The 21,691-nt window shown below is 30.4% G+C and carries 25 protein-coding genes; 1 reads left to right on the top strand and 24 read right to left on the bottom strand.

Annotated features, from left to right (window positions below; genetic code table 11):
• Nucleotides 1-37: 37 nt before the first annotated feature.
• The 8 genes from C661_RS0104145 to C661_RS0104110 all read right to left on the bottom strand — a co-directional run bounded on the left by C661_RS0104145 (nt 38) and on the right by C661_RS0104110 (nt 7,149).
• Nucleotides 38-979 (bottom strand): alpha/beta hydrolase, encoded by a 942-nt coding sequence (locus C661_RS0104145; RefSeq protein ID WP_017414040.1) that lies wholly within the window; start codon nt 977-979, stop codon nt 38-40.
• A gap of 546 nt (nt 980-1,525) precedes the next feature.
• Nucleotides 1,526-2,449 carry an ABC transporter permease gene (locus C661_RS0104140; RefSeq protein WP_017414039.1) on the bottom strand — a complete coding sequence of 308 codons (924 nt, stop codon included), beginning with the start codon at nt 2,447-2,449 and terminating at the stop codon, nt 1,526-1,528.
• Nucleotides 2,436-3,206 (bottom strand): ABC transporter ATP-binding protein, encoded by a 771-nt coding sequence (locus C661_RS0104135; protein ID WP_017414038.1) that lies wholly within the window; start codon nt 3,204-3,206, stop codon nt 2,436-2,438. Before C661_RS0104135 ends, C661_RS0104140 begins: the two co-directional genes overlap by 14 nt.
• Before the next feature lie 349 nt (nt 3,207-3,555).
• Nucleotides 3,556-4,446, bottom strand: a complete 891-nt coding sequence (locus tag C661_RS0104130) for a PhzF family phenazine biosynthesis protein (RefSeq protein ID WP_017414037.1) — start codon at nt 4,444-4,446, stop codon at nt 3,556-3,558.
• A 103-nt stretch (nt 4,447-4,549) separates the two neighbouring features.
• Nucleotides 4,550-5,374 carry an MBL fold metallo-hydrolase gene (locus C661_RS0104125; RefSeq protein ID WP_026050924.1) on the bottom strand — a complete coding sequence of 275 codons (825 nt, stop codon included), beginning with the start codon at nt 5,372-5,374 and terminating at the stop codon, nt 4,550-4,552.
• A gap of 161 nt (nt 5,375-5,535) precedes the next feature.
• Complete coding sequence (locus C661_RS0104120; RefSeq protein ID WP_017414035.1) at nt 5,536-5,991, bottom strand: GNAT family N-acetyltransferase; 456 nt, start codon at nt 5,989-5,991, stop codon at nt 5,536-5,538.
• A 50-nt stretch (nt 5,992-6,041) separates the two neighbouring features.
• The gene (locus C661_RS0104115; RefSeq protein ID WP_017414034.1) at nt 6,042-6,668 is read right to left on the bottom strand and encodes an HD domain-containing protein; all 627 of its coding nucleotides are present in this window, start codon (nt 6,666-6,668) and stop codon (nt 6,042-6,044) included.
• 4 nt (nt 6,669-6,672) lie between these two features.
• Nucleotides 6,673-7,149, bottom strand: a complete 477-nt coding sequence (locus tag C661_RS0104110) for an HIT family protein (protein ID WP_017414033.1) — start codon at nt 7,147-7,149, stop codon at nt 6,673-6,675.
• A 521-nt stretch (nt 7,150-7,670) separates the two neighbouring features.
• Between C661_RS0104110 and C661_RS0104105 the strand changes: the two genes are divergently transcribed.
• Entirely contained in the window at nt 7,671-8,210 is a 540-nt protein-coding gene (locus C661_RS0104105; protein ID WP_017414032.1) for a GNAT family N-acetyltransferase, read from the top strand.
• Nucleotides 8,211-8,377: 167 nt separating this feature from the next.
• Here the strand turns inward: C661_RS0104105 and C661_RS0104100 are convergent, their stop codons facing one another.
• From C661_RS0104100 to C661_RS0104025, 16 genes are all read right to left on the bottom strand, one after another.
• Nucleotides 8,378-8,839: an NUDIX hydrolase gene (locus C661_RS0104100; RefSeq protein ID WP_017414031.1), complete on the bottom strand. Its 462-nt coding sequence runs from the start codon at nt 8,837-8,839 to the stop codon at nt 8,378-8,380.
• Between the two features lie 188 nt (nt 8,840-9,027).
• The gene (locus tag C661_RS0104095; RefSeq protein WP_017414030.1) at nt 9,028-9,273 is read right to left on the bottom strand and encodes a TIGR04076 family protein; all 246 of its coding nucleotides are present in this window, start codon (nt 9,271-9,273) and stop codon (nt 9,028-9,030) included.
• Between the two features lie 240 nt (nt 9,274-9,513).
• Nucleotides 9,514-9,966 (bottom strand): sporulation membrane protein YtrI, encoded by a 453-nt coding sequence (locus C661_RS0104090; RefSeq protein ID WP_017414029.1) that lies wholly within the window; start codon nt 9,964-9,966, stop codon nt 9,514-9,516.
• A complete protein-coding gene (locus tag C661_RS0104085; RefSeq protein ID WP_017414028.1) occupies nt 9,954-10,292 on the bottom strand; it encodes a YtrH family sporulation protein in 339 nt (112 codons plus the stop codon). The genes C661_RS0104090 and C661_RS0104085 overlap by 13 nt, the downstream gene beginning before the upstream one ends.
• A 136-nt stretch (nt 10,293-10,428) precedes the next feature.
• Entirely contained in the window at nt 10,429-11,178 is a 750-nt protein-coding gene (locus C661_RS0104080) for a DUF5694 domain-containing protein (protein ID WP_017414027.1), read from the bottom strand.
• Nucleotides 11,179-11,213: 35 nt separating this feature from the next.
• Nucleotides 11,214-12,107: a GNAT family N-acetyltransferase gene (locus C661_RS0104075; RefSeq protein WP_017414026.1), complete on the bottom strand. Its 894-nt coding sequence runs from the start codon at nt 12,105-12,107 to the stop codon at nt 11,214-11,216.
• Nucleotides 12,108-12,279: 172 nt separating this feature from the next.
• Nucleotides 12,280-13,569, bottom strand: coding sequence for an MFS transporter (locus C661_RS23070; RefSeq protein ID WP_017414025.1), 1,290 nt, complete (start codon nt 13,567-13,569; stop codon nt 12,280-12,282).
• A gap of 84 nt (nt 13,570-13,653) precedes the next feature.
• On the bottom strand, nt 13,654-13,869 hold the full coding sequence (locus C661_RS0104065) for a hypothetical protein (RefSeq protein WP_017414024.1): 216 nt from the start codon (nt 13,867-13,869) through the stop codon (nt 13,654-13,656).
• A gap of 150 nt (nt 13,870-14,019) precedes the next feature.
• Nucleotides 14,020-15,174, bottom strand: coding sequence for a toxic anion resistance protein (locus C661_RS0104060; protein WP_017414023.1), 1,155 nt, complete (start codon nt 15,172-15,174; stop codon nt 14,020-14,022).
• A gap of 43 nt (nt 15,175-15,217) precedes the next feature.
• Nucleotides 15,218-16,408, bottom strand: a complete 1,191-nt coding sequence (locus C661_RS0104055) for a 5-bromo-4-chloroindolyl phosphate hydrolysis family protein (protein WP_017414022.1) — start codon at nt 16,406-16,408, stop codon at nt 15,218-15,220.
• A gap of 561 nt (nt 16,409-16,969) precedes the next feature.
• Nucleotides 16,970-17,371, bottom strand: a complete 402-nt coding sequence (locus C661_RS0104050; protein WP_017414021.1) for a hypothetical protein — start codon at nt 17,369-17,371, stop codon at nt 16,970-16,972.
• A gap of 219 nt (nt 17,372-17,590) precedes the next feature.
• Entirely contained in the window at nt 17,591-18,148 is a 558-nt protein-coding gene (locus tag C661_RS0104045) for a hemerythrin domain-containing protein (RefSeq protein ID WP_017414020.1), read from the bottom strand.
• A gap of 196 nt (nt 18,149-18,344) precedes the next feature.
• Nucleotides 18,345-18,560: a helix-turn-helix domain-containing protein gene (locus C661_RS0104040; protein ID WP_017414019.1), complete on the bottom strand. Its 216-nt coding sequence runs from the start codon at nt 18,558-18,560 to the stop codon at nt 18,345-18,347.
• A 12-nt stretch (nt 18,561-18,572) separates the two neighbouring features.
• The gene (locus tag C661_RS0104035; protein ID WP_017414018.1) at nt 18,573-19,070 is read right to left on the bottom strand and encodes a DUF2975 domain-containing protein; all 498 of its coding nucleotides are present in this window, start codon (nt 19,068-19,070) and stop codon (nt 18,573-18,575) included.
• 261 nt (nt 19,071-19,331) lie between these two features.
• Nucleotides 19,332-20,279, bottom strand: a complete 948-nt coding sequence (locus tag C661_RS0104030) for an SDR family oxidoreductase (protein ID WP_017414017.1) — start codon at nt 20,277-20,279, stop codon at nt 19,332-19,334.
• 188 nt (nt 20,280-20,467) lie between these two features.
• Nucleotides 20,468-21,679 (bottom strand): alpha/beta hydrolase-fold protein, encoded by a 1,212-nt coding sequence (locus tag C661_RS0104025; protein WP_017414016.1) that lies wholly within the window; start codon nt 21,677-21,679, stop codon nt 20,468-20,470.
• Nucleotides 21,680-21,691 lie beyond the last annotated feature (12 nt).

Below are 21,691 nucleotides of genomic sequence, written 5' to 3'. Positions count from 1 at the left end.
CTTTAGTTTGCCGTTAAAGTCCTTTAGTATATTAAGTCTACATAAACCTATTTAAAAATCCTTGTACTTTATCTTTATACCCTTCTTCATCTACCCAAAAAGCATAGCCATGCCCTGCCTTTGGAACAATGAATAGCTCTTTTTCTGCATTCAATGCCTCATAAAGGGGATAAACCATTTTTGTTGGAACAAATTTATCTTCACTACCATGAATAAAAAGTATGGGCTTTTTACTTTTTTTAACAGCTTCTAATGCAGATGCTTCTCCAAAGAAGTATCCTGCTCGAAGCTTGCATATAATACTGGTTATTTGAATTAATGGAAAGGATGGTATGTTAAACATCTTCTTCATTTGAAATATTAATATATCTTTTGCTGAAGTATAGGCACAATCTGATACTATACATCTCACATTATCAGGTAAGTCCTCCCCACTAGTCATAAGAACGGTACCACCTCCCATAGATATGCCATGAAGTACAATATCACTGTTCTTACCCTGTTTTTCAAGAATATAACTCACCCATTGAATTAAATCTTTTCTATCATGCCAGCCAAAACCAATATAATTTCCCTGACTTTCTCCATGTCCACGAAGATCAGGCATTAGTACGTTATATCCTAACTCTTCATGATAGTACCTAGCTAAAAAGGCCATACCGCTGCCCCTACCTGTATAGCCATGAACCAATATTACAGTTTTATCCGTAGGCACTTCTGCCATTAAGTAGTTTCCATAAAGCTTTAACCCGTCATAGGATTTCATCTGTGCACTTGCCCAAACCTTTCCTTGAAACCACTCTTTGCTTTCTTTCCAATTACTTTCAAATTCATCACTTGATAAGTCTGGATTTCCCTCCATAAATTTCTTTTTTCTACGAAGAACTCCGAAATTATAAAAGTAAATTCCCCCCAAAATAAAAACAGCTAATATTATTAAAATAATTACAGTTAATATAAGTATTATTTTTCCCCTCATACTTCTCCCCCTCTGCTTCAAGTTATAATTTTTATAGGATTAAAATTTATATCTTAGTTATGTACTCCTAAAAACCCAATAGCTTTACTATAATTTCATACGTAAATAGTTTTTAATTATAGCTTAAATAACTTATATGAAAATTAAACCTCTAAAATATCAGTTGTCTCACCTTAATAATATATTATAATCATTTTCCTATTAGTAAGGAATAAAATTTAAAATTTTAATAAATCATTTAAATAAACCTTACTGTAAAAGCCTATATAGTAAAATCTAGTTCACTTTTATTGTACATGATGTTTTGGTAATTAATATTTAAATTTGTGCCCCCAAAACCCTATTTATTACTTTACTTAGTTATACTTGATAAACCTATGAACCATAAAAGTCTATGGATAATTACTTACCCATAGACTTCTTTGCCTTTATATTAAATAATGAACCAGTTCATCTTCTTCAACGATTTTGGAAGTAGGTTTAACTCCTACCTTAAAATTGTTTAAGCACTAAAGTATACGTGACAATTATCCTTCCAAAGTGTTTTTAAACCTTATATTTCTTCTCAAAGTAATGTACTATTTCATACATTGCATAAGCAATAACTGAAAGTACAATTATACTCATCATTACCATATCAAGCTGTGCAACTTGACCTCCATAAACTATTAAGAAACCAAGCCCTTCTTTAGCTACAAGGAATTCTCCCATAATGACTCCAACCCAAGAAAGACCAACATTAATTTTTAAAGCTGATATAAGGGTTGGAACTGTAGATGGGATAATAAGATGTTTTAAAGTTTGAAACTTACTAGCTCCAAAGGTTTTTAATAGTTTAATCTTATCTTCATCCACCTCTTTAAATCCTGCAAGAACGCTAATTATAGTAACAATAATTGATATTAGAAGAGCCATTACAATGATAGCCTCCATGCCGTTTCCTACCCAAAATATAATTATTGGACCTAGGGCAACCTTAGGAAGGGCATTTAAAACTACTAAATAAGGATCTAAAACCTTACATAAAAAGTCTGACCACCATAAAATTACTGCAATAACAGTTCCAAGTAGTGTACCTAAAGTAAAGCCTACAATGGTTTCATAGCAAGTGACTAAAATATGTCTAACAAGAGTTCCTTCATTATATATATTTATAGCACTTTGAACCATTCTAGAGGGGGTACTAGTTAGAAATGGATCTATAACCTTCAATCTTCCTAGTACTTCCCATAAAACAAAAAATACTACAAGAATTAGTATTCTAGTAAATAAAATCTCATTTTTTCTTATTTTAACTTTTCTTATATATTCTATATGGTCATCACTAAAGTGATGGTCATCAGTAAGCTGATTGTCACCTATAAGCTTATGATTACTATCCTTACTCCTCACAAGTTGGTCATTAGTATTTTGCTGATTTTCTTCTATTTTAATATTATCCTTAATTTTTCTCTTATTAGGTTTCATCATTAAAGTCCATCTCCTTCCATATTTCATTGAAATAGGTTCTAAACTCTGCTTCTTCTCTGCACTTTAATGGTGTTCTACAATCACAAGTAAACACTATCTCTAGTTCTTTTTTTATTTTAGCTGGTCTTTTAGAAAGTACTACAACCTTTGAAGACATGGATACAGCTTCTGAAATATCATGAGTAACCATTATAGCAGTCTTACCCTCTTTTTTTATAATGTCATATATCTCATCACTTACATTTAACCTGCTTTGATAATCTAATGCTGAAAAAGGTTCATCTAAAAGAAGCACCTCTGGATCTAATGCCAAAGTCCTGATTAAGGCTACTCTTTGTCTCATACCACCTGAGAGTTCCTTTGGATAATGGTTTTTAAAATCCCATAGACCATAATTCTTAAGTAGCTGTTGTAACTTGTCCTTACTATTTTCATTTAGACGATTCTTAATTTTTAACCCTAAAGAAACATTATCCCAAACAGTAAGCCACTCAAAAAGGTGGTCTCTTTGAAACATATAACCAAGCTTTTCAGAATAGCTATATATGACTTCACTATCTAGTAACACTTCTCCCTTAGAAGGCTTAATAAGCCCAGCAATAATATTTAAAAGAGTTGACTTACCGCAACCTGAAGGTCCTACTATACTAACAAAATCTCCTGTTTCAATAGAAAGGTTAATATTCTCTAGGGCAGAAGTTTCTCCCTTTAGAGAATGATAGTTCATATAAATATTTCTCAATTCTACTTTACTCATCTGCTCATCTCCTTTTACTCTTGTATATAGGTAACCACGTTCTAGAATTACTCTTATACATGAACTTTACCTTGTTTAACTGAAGGCTTTTACGAGTAAATAAAATAGCTTTTACACCGATAGCCTTTAGATAAACCAAACTCAAGACTTAAAAGGGCAAGTTACCCCTTAACTTTCCCTTTAAAATAATAAATAAAGTTGTTCATGGTTTAATATATGATTGAATCGTAAATATTGTTAAAGAAAAACTATTATTAAACTGTGAAATGCAAAAGAGGATAGGTTTCCCTATCCTCTTTTTATGTTTTATTCTTATTTCCATACTCTAAGCTGTATAATCTTAAAAAGCTTACTCTATATAAAACTCTCCTTTAGACATAACCTTTCCTGTTCCACCAATAAAAATTTTAAAATCTTCATTTATTCTACTAGCATGAACTTCTATTGTACAAGGCATACCTATAATAACTCCTTGTTCAGCTTTTACTATTATGTCATTATCATCCTTGAACTTGTTTTTTAATAGATAAGCTCCTAATGCTGCATTTCCTATTCCACACCCAGGATCTTCAATGCCTTCTCTTGGACATATATTTCTTGTGTGTACATCCAAGTCTTTGTTGTATGTGTCATAGGTAAAAACTTGTGCTTCGCTAACACCATATTTATTACATAAGTCTTTCAATCCGCTTCTTCTTTTTACTCTCATCAATACCTCTAAAGACTTTACTGGTACTACTAGATGCCCAAGCCCTGTATCTATTGGTTGAATTGGTAAATCCACTATCAGCTCCTCTAGTTTTATTCCTAGAACCTCAGCTACTTCTTTTCTATCTTGAACAAAATCATAAAATACTGGTTGTTTACTTTCCATTATTACTGATATTTTATTATTTTCACTTTTTACTCTTATTTCTTTGTTTCCAGCTCTTGTCTTTATTACAAAGCTATCTTTTAAATAAGAATTTATGCTCTTTTCATTTTCTAAAGCTACAAATGCTGCCACTGTAGGATGTCCAGCAATATCTACTTCTTTATTAGGAGTAAAATATCTTAGCTCAAAGTCAACTTCACTATCTCCATTTTTCACAAATACAGTTTCAACTAAATTTAACTGCTTGGCTATAGCTTGCATAGTGCACTCTGTTAAGTCTTCACAGTTAAGAAATATAGCTGCTGGATTACCTTCAAAGGCTCTTTCTCCAAAACTATTAACAACATAATAAAACTTGCTCTTCATTTAAAATCTCCATTAAATATATTTTTCTATATGGTTTAGTCACTAGCTGTAAAATCGCCTACATCCGTAAATTATAGGTTCATTACCCACAATTGTTTCACTATCATACCTCTATAATCATTCCTGTTTTAATCTCATTTAAAGTTTTCACATTTTTTCTTAAGTAATTGTATGCTTCTTCTCCAGTGCAATGACAAGTATAATACTTTTCAACTCCACTATTATTTAAACTATCTGCAAGGTTCTGAAAGTAAGCTGCATACTTAGGACTATTTACTTTCATCCCCATTAGGTGAAACCCAGCAATAACCGTACTTACCTTTGTGTTTGCAATAGTTTTAGCCTTTTCTACAATATTCACAATACCTCTATGAGAACAACCACAAAATAAACTATACTTATGATTTTCACTAATCAAAAGGTTTATTTCATGGATAAAATCATCCTTTTTTATCGTCCCATCACTATATCTTTTTAACAACCTATCATTGCCTTTAGGTAGAAGCTTATCACCATCAATATTATTAAATAGGGTTAACTCATCATCAATAGAAATTACTCCATCCACAAATTCAAATCTATCACTTAGCAGTTCTTTCTTTAACCCTATATTAAACTTGATGATTCCTAATAGTTTGGTTAAGTAGTCATCAAAGGCTCCTTTACCCACATAAATCTTTGCCTTAGAATTTATCTTTAAAAATCCTTCTAGCCCTCCACCATGGTCATTGTGCCCGTGAGATATTATAACAATATCTACCTCCTCTAAATTTACTCCTAATTTAGAGGCATTGTGCACAAAAGAGTCATCTGAACCAGTATCAAAAAGTATCTTATGATTATTTGTTTCTATATACAACGATAATCCGTGACTACTCTTATATTCCTTTGATATGGTTCTATTTTCAAATAGTGTTACTACTTTCATAACTTCTACCACTCACACTTTCCCTTATTATTTTCTACTTTTCAACTTAATTATAGTCTAATATGCCATTTACTTTTTCAATAATTCTTTAGGAGTTTTCATAGACCATATATTGTTCATTATAACTACCCCTATTATAATAACTTTTTAATTCCTAGTTCCTATATCACTTTATAAGCTAATCTTGGGATTATACGTCCTTTAGCCACAAGTGACTCTACTTCTCCTTGAAGCTTTGCTCCCATTTTTATATAAAATTCTTTTGCCTGTGGACTTGTGACTATTTCAAATTCCTTTATGTTTAATTTTCTGCATATGTCTATAGCGTGATTCCAGAGTAATCTCCCGTAACCTTTGCCTATACGCTTGGGCTCAATAAAAAAGTATTCCAAAGAATTTTCTTTTTCACTAACTAATATTCCATAGAATCCAACTATATCTTCATTTTCTTTAATAATATAGGTAGGATTATTCTTTATAAATTCCTTATCTACTTTATAAAATTCTTTAAACCTGTCCATATAATTAGAATCATATCCCCAATATGCTTCAGACCTAATAGCTAAATTAGTAAGCTCCCCACAGTCCCAGGAAGATGCTTGATTTATACTAATCATTTTTTTCACCTCATAAGATCTACTTTACTATATAATCTAATGTTTTTTTGCTAGACTATCTCATTAAGCTTTACGCTTAAACTATTATAGGCATCAACAAGCCAAGGATGTACTACTTTCAAGTTTGATTTATTATCCATAAGATACTTTATATAGGCATATGCTCCATGCTCTAAGGATATATTTAGTCCATTGACTACATCTTCTAAGTATGGTGGCCCCCCTTTTTGATCCCATTTAACTTTATCAGCAACAAATAATAATAAATCTAATTGTTTATATTCCTTCTTTAAGGTTGTATGGCAACCAATTGCACTTAATATGTCCTCATTGCTAATGTTCCAAATTTCTTTAGCCATACCTTGAGAAATTTTTTGATGAAGAATCAAAGGAAACTCTTCTTCTTCTTTTAACACTTGAATACCCAGCAAATTTGAAATTTCTAATCGCTGCTGAAATGGAACTATAGCACTAATGTCATGCAGAAGACCTGCTATTTCAGCAGCCTCTTCATTTATTCCAAATTTAATGGCTAGAGTCTTGCATTCCTCTGCTACTGCTTTAGAATGCTCTGCTACAATTTGTCTATTATGAAGTATTAGCAAATCATAAATATCCTTATGTAAATCACCAGTAACTACAAATCCATCAAGTAACCTTTTAAAAACCTCTTTCATTATATTAACTCAACTCCTTTAACCCTTGGCGTAATTTATCTATTGTCTGGATTACTTTACTCATATTTTCCTCAGTATTTAAATTATTTCTAGCATATAGTAGTACTGGTCTTAATGACTCTACTGAATGTCCAAACTCATACATCCATTTATATCTTGGAACCATCCATAAGTGAAAATGATGAGTCGTATCTTCATTATAAAAATAATAAACTTTTTCTATGCCTAAAACCGTCCTCTGTACTTCCCTAATTTTATGTACTAATTCAATATACTCATGCATCTCTTCAAAAGTTAGTTCATCCATACAATAAAAATGTCTCTTGGATGCTAAAATTGCTAAACCTGGTATTGGATAAGCTACATCTTGATGCACATGAAAATGTTTAGTTTCTTTAATGACTCCTCCCGTAGGTTCAACTAATCCACTTATAATTGCACAACTTAAACACTGAACTTCCATTCTTCTTCCTTCAGCCAAAGTTATTATTCTCCCCACTATATCACCATTCCTAATTAAAATTTGTTCTATTCTTTTTATAAGTTATTTTTATATAAACTAGTTCCTAATAGTTTCATAATAAATTTTTATTTACTATATTTATATTATAAGTTATATTTTTACATAAAACTATAGAATACTCATAATCAACTCTTTGTTTAATTACCTTCTTGATTAAAGTAAATAGAGGTGCATCACGAAATTTAATGAGAAGGTTTTAGGATATTAATTCTTTTTTTAAAGCTGAACAATTACTTTATGCAAATGATATGGCTAACATCTACTTAAATATTCATTAGTAAAACTTGTAAAACTCCTGAAATTATTATATTGAAATTTAAAGCAAAATTTAACCTTCTATAAAATATGTTCCTCTTGACAACATTTTCTGAGTTATTTGAGTTTCATGGTAAAAAATGTTATACTATATAATTAAATACTCTAATTATTCAATAGCATATGTGATGTATTTTGATATTGATTTAGGGGGGAAGAAAATAATGCAAATATACTTTGAAGAATTTACAAATGAAATTGATGACCTTATAAGCTTTTTGACATCAAATACTTGGGAGTTCCATGGAACTCCTAATCCAAACCCAGATAGAATTCGAGTCAGCTATGAAAATCAGTATTACTCTAGTGATGATGCTAAAACCTTTTGGGTTCTTTCAGACTCAGGTGTGAAAATTGGAATCATTAGGGTTTTTGATTTAGAAGATGGTAACCCACTATTTGACATAAGAATTTCCAATACGTACAAAGGTATGGGAATAGGTACAAGTACCATAAAATGGCTTGTTGATTATATATTCACTAATTATCCCGAGAAAAAAAGGCTAGAAGGTACTACAAGACAAGATAACTATGCTATGAGATGTGTATTTCATAAATGTGGATTTGTGAAAGAAGCTCACTATAGAAATGGTTGGGAATGCAGTGATGGCAGTATATATGATGCAATTGGATATGGAATCACAAAAGAGGATTGGCAAAAGAGGCAAACTACTCCAGTAAATTGGAAGGATTTTAAATTTTAGCTATATAAATCAACCTATATAGTAAAAAAGTATAATAATGGAGGCTCTATAGCCTCCATTAACTTTCCTATAATACTTACAGCTTTTACAATAGATTATATATTTTAATTTATCCTTAACCTAAAACAAGTCTATACATTGCTGGTCCTAATAATTATAGAAAAGTACTAGTTATTTTTAATTACCTCTAAGTATCTATTAATAACACGTTTATGTCTTTGTAAAGTATTATCTGGAATATGATTTATATCGAAAAAACCACATTCAAGAGTTTCAATTCCGTCAGCTTTTAGATATCCATTAAAATCCTTTGTGTAATAGGCAACTAGAACTACATAATATTCGTCCCCATTTTTTAGCCTTACAAAATTATCACTTCCTGAGAAAACATCAACCAATTTTAAATTCTCTATAACTAACCCTGTCTCCTCAAATATTTCTCTTTTACCTGCATCTTCTGTTGACTCTCCAAGTTCAATTTGTCCTCCCGGTAATCCCCATGCCCCAAAGGGCTCACTCCTTTTTTGCAATAATATTTCACCAATATCATTAACAACCACAACAGTTGTAGCAACAAAATTCACAGGTCTAGTGCCAATTATTCCTCTTAATTCTTCAACGTATCCCATAGTTATTCCTCCATATTGTTATATTGTTATATTGTTATAAGCCAATAACTTTTCAATTTCTTAAATCCACTTATCATTTATTAAGTTGGTATTTCTAATATCTTTAATTCATTTTCTAATTCTCTACTACCCTTAAACCCTATAGCAAATCAAAATGGTACACTATTTACTTTTATTATCTAAACTTTCTATAAGAGTTCACCCAGTATTACTACTCTACCACCATCTGGACACTTTCCTTGAAATTTAGTTGCTTTACTATTGCCATAATCTAAAGTTCCACCATTTAATAAAACATAAATACTTGGGTAAATGCTATTCCATAATTCATGGCATATTGGTGCACAAATATCCTCTACTATATATGAATCATCCTTTTTATGATGTCCAGCTCTACAATTGCTTTCTATAATTGTTAACTTAACTTTCGACATATTGTCATCACCTGCTTACTTTCTAAGATGTGCTGCTAATATAGTTATAACTGTATCTTTAGACCCAATTATAATATTTCTCCATAACTTGCTACACTAGATTATAATTAAAGCCAATCTTCTGTAATGGACACTTTCCTATTTGTATTATCAAGTTCAATGTTTGCTCCTATTGGTAAGGTCATCATTGGATGTGTATGACAGCAATCAAACTATGCAATAAAAGGCAACTTTTTATTACTACTGAACTTGTACCCAGATATGAATAGTTTCAGAAATCATAAGTTTACTTACCTTTAGCTTGTATTCCTTATCTTTTATTTTCATAATTCTCTTATCTACAACTTCCCAAAGCATATCTCCATCTAACTTGTTTACTTCTTTACCAATAAACTTGTCTAGTTTTTCTTTAATATGCTTTTGCAATGTAATCTTAGCTATTTCATCCTCTTCATTTTCTAAGGTGACTTCTACCCCTTTTACAACTAGTTTTCTTTTGTTAATGACTTCTTCAAGCTTTTCTAGTCGAGCATTTTTGTCTTCAATTTCTGATTCTAAAGTTTTAATCTTGTGATGATATTGATCTATTCTATAACTAATGAAAGTGCTAAATGATAATATTCCTATAAGTCCACCCAAAAGAAATCCTGTGGTGAGAAAGAAAAAATACCTATCTTTTCTTATTTTGTCCATAACTCACCACACCTCTCCACAAGCTTCAAAGTGTAATACCCAAGATTAGCTCCTAATAATGCCGCTAAAACATATACAATTTGTTTAATCATTAATCGTACTTCACCTTTAAAAACTCCTTCATCTAAAACTTGAAAGGAAGTGAAGGTCCCCCCTAAAGCAGTAGCTATTGCCCATATCTTAACAGAACTTGCAAAATCCATCATAGTTTTTAATGGTGGGTGATTGTTTATCATTGCTGCAACACCTGCAAAAGTGCAAGCACCTAACATAACCCCAAAAGCAATAAAATAGCTATAGAATATATTTGAAATAAAGTTATTCATAATTTTTCCTTTTCTTTTCAAATTGATTTCTATATAAGCTATGCTTTTTTAAAGTGAAATATGTTTTATGCTAGAAGTCCCCATATATACTCATTTCCACTTCTTTTTTACAGCAATACTTCCCCTTGCTCATAAACTATAAATAATCTAAAGCATCAACTAATTGATACTCATTATAGTCATTAACTAGGTCTCGAAGAATCTTGCAATGATCAGCTCCATAAATTACTAAAACCCTGTCATCTTCCTTCGCTATAGCTTGAAGATTACTAAAGATATATATATTTCTTCTATACCATTCTACAAGAGTTTTACTACCACAGTAATTATCTCCAGCACCTACTTGTACAGGACTAAGGTATAAATCACTATGGTCATTGTTGAATTTTTCATGAGAATTAAGATATCTAAAAACATCTATTACCTCATTATTATTTATGATAGAATTCATCTGCTCTCCTGCTCCTTGAACCTTACTCATAAAGTTATTGAAAAATTGTTTGTTATTACTTTCCGCATACATAAGCATTTCTTCAATTGGCAATCCTACAGAATAATCTAATGGATATATTTGCTTATGACCTAACAATTTTCCTAGTCTAAATGCTACTTGAACAATTTCACTACTTTCCTCTACTACATCATTTTTCGTAAACTCTCCACTGCAATACTTTAAATATTCTTCGTTTATCTCTACTTCTTTTTCTTTACTTAACTCTATTGCAATTTTATTAGGTTTAAATCTTGCTAATGCCTCAACAAGCTTTATAATCTCAAGTTGCTTTTTATTTTTAGTTACGTCTTCAACTTCAATTTTCATTAAATGTTCTCCACATAACCCAAAATGGTATGTACCTAAAATAAGTATCTTTGCTTTTTCTCCCATAATTTATCCCCCTAATTACTTTTATAAAATCACTCTTATAAATCCAATTTTAGTACTAGCATGGTACAATCTAATTTAAAACCTTGCTTTGGAAGAACTCTATCTAAGGGGTAGTTCTTAATATCAATATCGGCTATTACCTTTTTTATATTGTTATCCTTCAAAGTTTTTACTCCTTCTATAACCAAGTGGTTTATATAGCCTTGTCCCCTCTTTTCTGGAACTACACCAATGTAGTTAATACCACCAATATCTTCTGTCAATCTTTGCGGTACTACTAATCCTAATAGTTCTTGTTGCTCATTATAAGCTAATTTCCACCAGCCTTCGTTATAGTCAATATCCTTCAGTAGGTTGAAATATTTTATTGCAGCTTCTTTACTTCCAAACTCTTTTACCCATGCTAAATCATCTTCATCTAAAGTTCCCGCTGTAACCTTTTCAATTGCATTAATAAACTCCTGGGAACCAACTTGTTCTAATGTACTGAAATATAAATCTCCTAATAAGCTATTAATTACTTCTTCTTCCCAAACAAAGCTTTTCTTTTCTTGAGTAACTTTAAACTCAACTGCTGTTAAAGCCTTTACATATTGTTGAAAGTTATTTTTATCAGAATAAAGATGGCATTCTACATTATTAAATTCTTTTACCTTCATTATTTTTAAACTGTCACTTAGTAATTTTCCCTTCGTTTCATCATTAAAATTCTTCATCCATATATCTAACATTTTCAAACTATTGTCAAAGACACCATATATTAGCCTTCCTAAGATGTTACCATGATCCTCAACAACAAAGCACCATTCTAACTTTGTTATTCCTTCATTAATCCAGGATTCTAATATATCCTTAAAGGAGCTTTTCTCTGGTGTAGTAGCCTTAATAACTGACTCAATTTCACTTTTATTTATATTTCTTAAAATCATCTACTCCCCACCCTATTTATATCTTATAAAAATAAACTTTATAAAGATACCCTTATTTTCTATAATATATATTATAATCTATTTTTTTACATTTAACTATAAAATAGACTTATCTTATATCTATTAAATTCTTGCACATACAACTTGATAATTAATTTACCTTTAAGATCATTTATCCATTAATTATATCCTTCACACTTGATAAAAAACTAAGATATATAAAGAATATAAGGAATAGTACATAATCAGCAAATATAATAAAGTTCATATTTACTATTTCTCCTAGCACACCAGCAAGAGCCATACCTAATGGCATTAATGCAGATGCTAAAGCATTTTTAAATCCGAAGACCTTGGATCTCATATTTGGAGATACACAACTTTGCATAGTTGATTGAATTAATGACCCCATTATAGCTAAACTTAATCCATCAATAAAGAATAATATAAAAATTAAGTAAGGATTTAATGTAAAAGAATAAAGAATCATAGTGATCGAGACTATTATTCCACTTGTAATGAAAGCAAAAAATCTTTTTTCTTTTTTTATTTCAACTAAGGACAATATAGTGAAACCAATAAACATACCGAGGGTATTTATAGCCATTGCAACCCCATATAGTTCAATTCCAAGTTCCTTATTTGCTTTAAACCACGGTAATGTTAAAGTCATTGACATAGATGCGAAAAAATTGAAAAATGCTATGGTTATATAAAGGTATTTAAGACCCTTTAAATTGTTAACATATCTTATTCCTTCTTTCATATCTTCCATAAAATTCAACTTTTGTGAAACCTGTTGAATTTTTGGTATATTAGTAAAATATTCTGCAATCCCTGATAATAAAAAAGTTATTCCATTAAATATGAATAATAAAGGTGCTGCAATAAGGTTTACTAAAAAACCACCTAATGCGTATCCAACCATTTCATTAACCGAACTTACTAGCTCAAACATAGAATTTGCTTTTATCAATTTAGAGTTTGAAACAACATCAGGTATAGATGAATTTATAGTAGGATAAAAAAAGCACCTGCATACATCAACAATAATTCCTGCTATAAGAATCATCCATATTTGTAGAAAATTCATTACTGCTGCTATCCCAATGAAAAGAATAGTAACACCACTAATACCATCACAAACAATTAATATTTTTCTTCTATCATGCCTATCAATAAATGTGCCAGCAAAGGGTGAAATTAATATCTTGGGTATAATTGTAATTGCCATTAATACCCCCATTAAAGCAACTGAACCAGTTTCAGCAAGAATCCAAAAGCGAAGTGCGATATCATAAATATTATCTCCAAACACTGATACCACTTGCCCTTGCAGTAATAGCGTAAAGTTTCTGTTCCATAGTTTTTCACTTACACTTTTTTCATATTCTCTCTTATTATCTTTCGATTTTCCTAATCCTCTTTTATGGTTTTCATTATTTACAATACTCTCTTTCATTTACTCTTACCCCCAATTAATAATATAAATAATACTCATGCTTATTGGCCTCTCTCAACTTCTTTCAAGAGCATAAAAAATACCCTAAAACAATAAAATTAACTTTTTTACTGTTTTAGGGTATTCCCAAATTCCTATTAACTTATATACATATCTCTTTGCTAAAACTATGTTTTTCTCTAATACTTTTACTTGGTAGCTTCTATCTAATATTCTTAGTTCATAATGTTTCAAACTATGTAGTCTTACGTAATCTTCGTAGGGTTTGTTTTCTCCAAACAAATATATTAGTTTCTTCATGATATCTCTCCTTTCTTTTTTTTAATTATAACCATATTGATTTTAAAAAATAATTATAGCACTTTACGATTACTTTGTAAATATTGGAAATGTTGTTTCAAATAAAAATGCCACCATAAATCTAATTATAGTGGCATTTTTATAATAAAATTATTTATTATCTCTTAAGCTAAGAAGCTTATTTTTTAATTCCTGTTCAATTTGATTTAATTCCATTTCAGCTTCTTTACGTTTTTGCTTTCCTTCAGTTTGTATACGCATTACTTCGTCAAGAGTTGAAATTAGGGATTGGTTTGTTGCACGAATTGTCTCAATATCTACAATTCCTCTTTCTGATTCTTTTGCAGTTTCTATGGTTGACATTTTTAAAGTTTCAGCGTTTTTACGTAAAAGCTCATTAGTCATATCTGATACTTCTCGTTGTGCTTTAGCTGCTTGGTTTGAGTGCGCAACTCCTAGAGCTAAAACCATTTGACTTTTCCAAAGAGGAATAGTATTCACAATAGTAGATTGGATTTTCTCACACATTAAAGTGTCATTGTTTTGCACAAGGCGAATTTGTGGAGCCATTTGAATAGAAATCATTCTTGTTAGTTCTAAGTCATGAATTTTCTTTTCAAATCTATTGCACAAAGCTGCAAAATCATTAGCTGTCTGAGCATCCTCTGGAAGTCCACTTACTCTAGCCCTTTCTGTTAGTGCAGGTAATTCCTCTTCCTCTAGTTTTGCAAGTTTCTTCTTTCCTGCTAAAATGTACATTGAAAGTTCTTTAAAATAAACCTTATTAAGCTCATACATCTTATCTAGAATTGCTACATCTTTTAAAAGTTGCATTTGATGATTTTCTAAGGCAGTACAAATCTTATTTATATTTAAATCAACTTTATCATACTTTGCTTTCATAGCAGTTAACTTATTTGCACTTTTCTTAAAGAATCCGAAGAATCCTTCTTTCTCTTCGTTAGCATCAAAGTTCTTTAGCTCTAATACTACACCTGAAAGCATGCCTCCTATTTCTCCTAAATCCTTAGTCTTTACATTATTTAAAGCGGTCTCCGAAAAATCAGCTATTTTCTTTTGAGATCCAACTCCAAATTGTAGAATCATATTTGAATTAGTTATATCAATCTTAGCCGCAAAATCATCTACCATTTTCTTTTCTTCTTCAGTTAAGAAGCTATCATCAAGTACTGGAGCTTCTTCTTTTTTCTCCTGTACTTCCACGATTTTAGTTTCTTCTTCAAATGGTTCAAAGGTTAAGGTTGGAACCTCACCTATCCCATCTTTCATTTCATTATCCACCATAATACCCTCCTTATATATGAAGTATCCACATAGTTAGATACCTTTACTTCTTAAAATCCTTTTCTGTTAAGCCTTCTTGAGAAAGCAAGGTTTCTAGCACAGAAATATCTGAAGATATATCAAAAGCTATATCTCTAAACAAATCATCTAATAACTTTTCAAAAGCTCCACTTATTGTGTCTAATGTATCCTCTATTTCACTTTTAGCTGTCATTATATTTTCACCTTGAACTGGTTGAGCGTCAAGCTGCTCATAACTAGTTACTAGCTTAAGTGTAATAGGCAGATAATAACTCATAAGCTTATGCAGTGCTGGAAGCTGCTCTGGGTGCTGCTCTACATAATTAAATATCTTTTCTGTAATTATCTCTAGTCTATAAAGCTTCCTTGATATTTCCTCTCCTGGTATAGCATCATTAGCTTCCCTAATTTTTTTAATATATCTTCTACCTTCTTCAATTGCCTCTCTAAGTTCTTTTTGAGAAGGATCATTTCTTTTTTCTGCTTCTTCCCTTTGTTTGCTAGCTTCTTGTTCACTTTGCTTTCTTTGCTCATCTTGAGTTCTTTGATAATGCTCGTAGATTTCATAATTTAATAAAAGATAGGTTTCATTGTTATCAATATGACCTTCTGGAAACATTCCTAAGTCAATCATCTTTCTTAAATCCTTTACCACAAACTTATCTGTTTCCCCAATATGAGAAGCTAGTTCTTTTATAGAACAGTAATTACGCCCTCTAAGCTGTCTTACATATTTCTTAAAACGTTTCACTCTCTTTCTTAACTTAACTCCTGTTAAAGCCATGGATAAACTTCCTAGTGATAGTAAAAATAAAGCTCCAAACCCAATAGCACCAATGGATGAAAAAGTGCCCAAAGCAAGATTAATAATTCCATATACTAAAGAAGTTGCACCAAATAACCCTGTTCCAGTAAATCCAAATACCATGTATAAGATACCAGAAACATTTCCTGCAGGTTTTTTAGCAATTTGTGTGTTATTAACACTTTGATTTTTCATCACTTGTTGCTTATCAAACCATTGTTCAGTATAGTTACCCCTATCTCTAGGACCATTATAATTTGGCCTAAAATTATTTCTTACTTCATTTAAAGTGTTCTCTGCAGTAAAACGAATTTCATCTTTTAGTCTAGTAAAATCTCTAGTATTTAATGCATCCTGAACTGTAGACCAAATTTCATCTCCTAAATTCGAAAAATCCCACTTGTCCATATTAATTCCTCCAAATTATCTCTTAAAATTATTCCAAAAAAATAATTTTCCCTGTGAATTACTGTAACTTTATTATTTCTCTAATATATCCCCACTTAGTCAATACTTATTTAGTACATCCCTAAAAGTCTTAAAGCTGTCAATATAGGATATTTTGTAAATCATCTTAGTTTAAGTTCTAATATTAAGAGCCAATAAAAAAATCCAGATAAAATATACGCCTATTTACTTTTATTATAAGTTGATCTAAACAGTTCTGTAACGTATAAATAATAATGTGTCAACTTATATAATTTAATGAGTTAATTATATATTAAAATCATAAAAATAACAATTTTAAAAGTGCTTATTAACCTCTTAATAACAAGTTATTTTAAAATTTTAAAATTTTACTTTCACCTTACATACTTACTATGAAAATTAAAGCTCTGCTTTGGTTTGCTATTTCCCATTAACACCTTACTCTTTATGTAAAACCCACTTAGTTAACATCTTAACAATTAAAATCTCGATAATATAAAATCTTATCGAGATTTCCCTTAGGCATTTTTAAATACCTTATTAATCATCTGCTTTTACATTCCAATTAATTCTATAGCTCCCTTTATGGTTCCCTTCAACTTTTATTTTATAGGTTCCATCCTGATCAACTTTTATATTTTTTTTCACTGGTTCTTTAGGATTTTCAATCTTAAACAATTCCTTATTACTTTCGTCAATAAAAGATATTGTTAGATTGCCCTCCCTTGTAACTACCTCAACATCCAAATCTAGTATGTCTCCCTGTTTAAGTTTTAATGAAGTGAACTTACTTCCTTTAAAACTTGAATAAGTCATTTCAGTTCTATTATTTGTACTATTTTCTGAGGACATGACGGTTCTGTAACCTCCCCCAGAACATCCTACTAGAAACACTGTCAGCAAAAGTATTATTCCTATTGTTTTTAATTTTAATCTCCCCATATTAGACCCCTTTCCCTTTATTAATACCTATATATGTGATTTATCTATAATAAGTGAATATTATATTATTCCTTATTTAATATTTTCCCTCTAATTATATTATAAGTTATTTTTTTACAACTAGCCATAAAAATAAGTTCACCCACTTAATAGTGAATGAACTTATTTTTACTAACCTGCTCTTAAATTTGTTACTTCAAGAATCAGTCCTTATTTAAATTATAATACGTATTTTTTTTCTAATTCTTCTAATATATTTATATATTTTTGTTGAATATTCTTTTCTTCCATTTCTTTTTCAAAGGCTTCACATTCAATATCAATAGTGCTTAATGTTTCTCCACTCAATTTTCTATTAGCAAAAGTGTAAACTGTGCTGTCTTCTTTGTCTATGTGCCTAGTTAATAAATGAGTGTATGAAACTGCATTTGCAATTACATCCACCTTACTTTCATCATCTCCAGCTTTTACTCTTCCTAAAGCTTCTTCTAATTCTTTCATATGAAGTCTTCCTAAATCATGCTCTACCAACATTCCTAAGTTAACTAACTTTTCAGCAGGACCTCCAATTTCAGTTACCATTCGGTTGAAAAGAATTTTTTCCTCTTTTCCATGGTGATGATTATCTGCATAACTTCTAACAAAGTCAATCATCTTTTCGAAATCCTCATAATCAACCTCTGCCCCTTTTAAAATTCCATAGCTTGCTTTTCTTAAAACTACCAGCATTCTTTTAATATATTTATGTTCTTCAACCATTAAATTAATTCCGTTCATAGTTACATCTCCTTTTATCTAAATACTCTTTATTTATATTTTCCATTTAAATTAGTAAAATATTCTTAGCCTAACCTGCCTAATAAGTAAATCTGAAAATAAATTACTTCTAAAAAATTTCTTTTATCATTAAGTTAATTTAATTATAGAATATCCTTTTAAAAAATTCGGTAACTATAGATACGGATTTAACAATTTAATCCTCAGTATCAGGGTTATACTCTAAAATATCTCCTGGTTGGCAATCTAGTATTCTACAAATAGCATTAAGAGTGGAAAATCGTATTGCACTTACTTTTCCTGTTTTAATGTTCGAAAGATTAACGTTAGAAATTCCAACTTTTTCAGCTAATTCATTTAATGACATTTTACGGTGTGCCATCATTCGGTCAAGTCTTAAAATAATAGCCATATCATATCCTCCTTAAAGAGTTTCATCTGATTGCTTTTGAAGTTCTATACCATATTCAAATATTAAAGCAATACAAAATACAACCAGTCCTACTGCAAAGAATACACCACCAAAAGATATGAATGAAGTAACCCTTGTTCCACCTTCTAAAATTAGCGGGCGTATTGACTGAACAACTTTTGTTGAAATTAAATGTACTGGTTCAAATGCAAGAAGAAGACCTGATAAAACCTTTAACTTTTTAACATTACTAATATTAAAAGGTGAGTAATCCTTCTCTATAGATTTTAACAAGTTGGATACCACTGCTAAAATAGCAATAATAAGTAGTGCATCCATGGAGGACACAAAAAGTGCAGTAAACTCTCTAAATAATCCATTATCATAATTGATAGAGAAGCTTTTAACAGTAAAATATACTGCTAAAGTTACAAGCACTAAAGTCATAACTCTGACAAACATTAGCATTGCCTTACTAATTTTTTTAATTTTGATACTGTTTTGACTCATAAAATCAACCTCCTTTATTTACCATATATTTATCATAACATGTTAATTAATGTATTTCAAGTATTTTTTATCGTTTAACATTAAAAAATATATTTATAACAGTAAATCACCTTTTTGAAAGCTTAATAGTAATACGAGATGCCATGTTTGTAAATGATAACTGAATATTTGTAAGCGAAACGCAGTTCCAAAATAAAAACTACCCTTGCTAATAAAATGAAGACTGATTATCTTCAATCATAAGCAAAGATAGCTTTTAATTTATCTCCTTTTTAATACTAATTCGATCTTGTTCATTCTAGTATCTTTTAATTTAGGCTTGTTTTTGTAATAGTAATTATAAGCTAGCTCCATCCCTTCAGCTAGGGTAAGCTTTGGCATGTACAATCCATGGTCTTTTGCTTTTTTTGTGTTTAGTAAATAGGTAACATTTCTAAAGGGAAAGTACTCTCTTGTATTTATATTTTCTTTTTCCTCATCAACTTCTACAATATTAACCTTCTTGTTAACTATTCCCATAGCAGTTTTTACTAAGTCATTCCAAGTTACAATTTCAGGGTGAGTTACATTGTATGCTTGTCCTATAGATTTCTCTGTTTTTACAGCGCTTTCAAAGACTTGAACTAAGTCACTGATATGAATAAATTGAGTTTTCTTATCCCCACTTGGTATAGGAACATCTAACCCGTCACTTATCCTATCGAAGAAATAAGCTTCTCTATATAAGTTGTTTTCTTCTCCATATATATAAGTTGGTCTAAATATAGTTATAGGAAACTTTTCTTTTTCCCACACTTCAAAGAGGTAATCTTCTACTTCCTTTTTATTGTATCCATAGGCGTCCCAATTATAATTTTCTCCTCTAGTAAAGTCTTCAGTAATCATTTCCTCTGAAGGTATGTATACTGCTCCTGAGCTACAAAACACATATCTTTTTAAATTATCTCTATTTAGAACTTCAATTAGATTTTTTACATCATCTTTAACATAGGCTGAAATATCAAAGACATAGTCATAACTTTCTCCTAAAAGATTTCTTTCTAAGTCTTCAATTAATTTTCTATCACCCTTTAGATGTTTTCTTATGCCTTCATATTTAATTTCCTTAATCCCTCTTGTGAAAATGTCCACAGTATACCCTTTAGCTATAAGATGTTTTGCTAAAGAACTGCTTACAAATTCAGTTCCTCCCATAACTAATACTTTCATATATTATCCTCCATGATTTCTTTAATAAATATCGAATTTTAGAAGATGTTTTTATTCTCACCTATTGGTTGATTTCTAACGAAATCCCTTACCTTCATATGCTTAAGACAGTTTTCCTAAAAACACACTAAATTTATATATAGTATGAGAACATAATACTTTAATCCAAATATCACCTTTTATTTTATCTATCCAATTAATGAAATTAGTCCATTAGCTAAGGTTTCTCCCCAGGATAAATAATCATGGCCACTATTAAAATATTCAAAATTAACTGTATACCCTTTTGAAACTAATACATCTTTTAATTTTATATTTGTACCAATCATACCTTCTTTATGTTCAAGAACACCTACATTCAAATAAAACTTAAGAGGCAATTTATCTACTGACTTAAATTCAGTACTTAGCCAACAATCAAGGTCTGAACCTTCATAACTTTCTGGCTTGTACCAATAAGATCCCGATTGTGAAAGTACATTACCAAATACTTCTGAATGTTTTAACCCTAAATATGTAGCAGTTAATCCGCCTAAACTAAGACCTCCAATAATAGCATCATCTACCTTGTTTGAAATATTATACTTTTCTCTAACCCAAGGAATTAATTCTTTTACTACAATGTCTCCAAAAATATCGTTACAACGTAATTCTTCTCCTCTAGTTTCAGTTGAGTCTATAAATATCACAACTATTGGAGGCATTTTTTCATCACTAATTAAATTATCTAACACTTGTACTGCTGATAGAACATTGATATATTCATCTCCATCAGTTAAAGTTAAAAACTTATAAGGCTTATCATCTTTTTTATAATCATGAGGAGTATAAATTCTAACTCTACGTCCTTCTTTAAAGTTTTCACTTTGAAATTCATATTCATGCAAGCGTCCCTTTAGTGTATCACTTCTTTCCTTTACCCAAAAATGCTCCTCAGCTTTTGGCATTACCACATAAGACACAATTTCATCTTTTTCTCCGTTCTGCCCTCTAAAAACTAATTTATTTTTATTAAACTCATCATGTATTAACTTATCCCATCTTTCATTAGAATCAGCATCAAGAGAATCATTAAGTGAAAAAGAATATCTAAAACGCTGATTATTTTTCACTTTATAGCTGGCATACCATAAATTTGTTTTAAGCAGTCTTTCCATTTTATTTTCAAGGAAGTTCATCATTCCAACGGGAGGAATAAGTACTATATTTTCAACCTCTTCATCCGCTTTGAAAACAAAAGTTACTAAAGCATTTTCAGAATCACCTTCTATATTCTCAATAATTGGAGCTCCTTCATCTTTAATTTTATCCCAAAACTCATGAAGAGCTTCCCTATTTCCTTTGTTAATTTTCTCTTCTAATTCTACGATTATCTTACTTTTTGATAACACTCTTTCCATGACCATTCCCCC

Source organism: Clostridium tunisiense TJ, assembly GCF_000300195.1.
Taxonomy (GTDB): domain Bacteria; phylum Bacillota; class Clostridia; order Clostridiales; family Clostridiaceae; genus Clostridium_J; species Clostridium_J tunisiense.
This window is presented reverse-complemented; position numbering and strand designations above follow the sequence as displayed.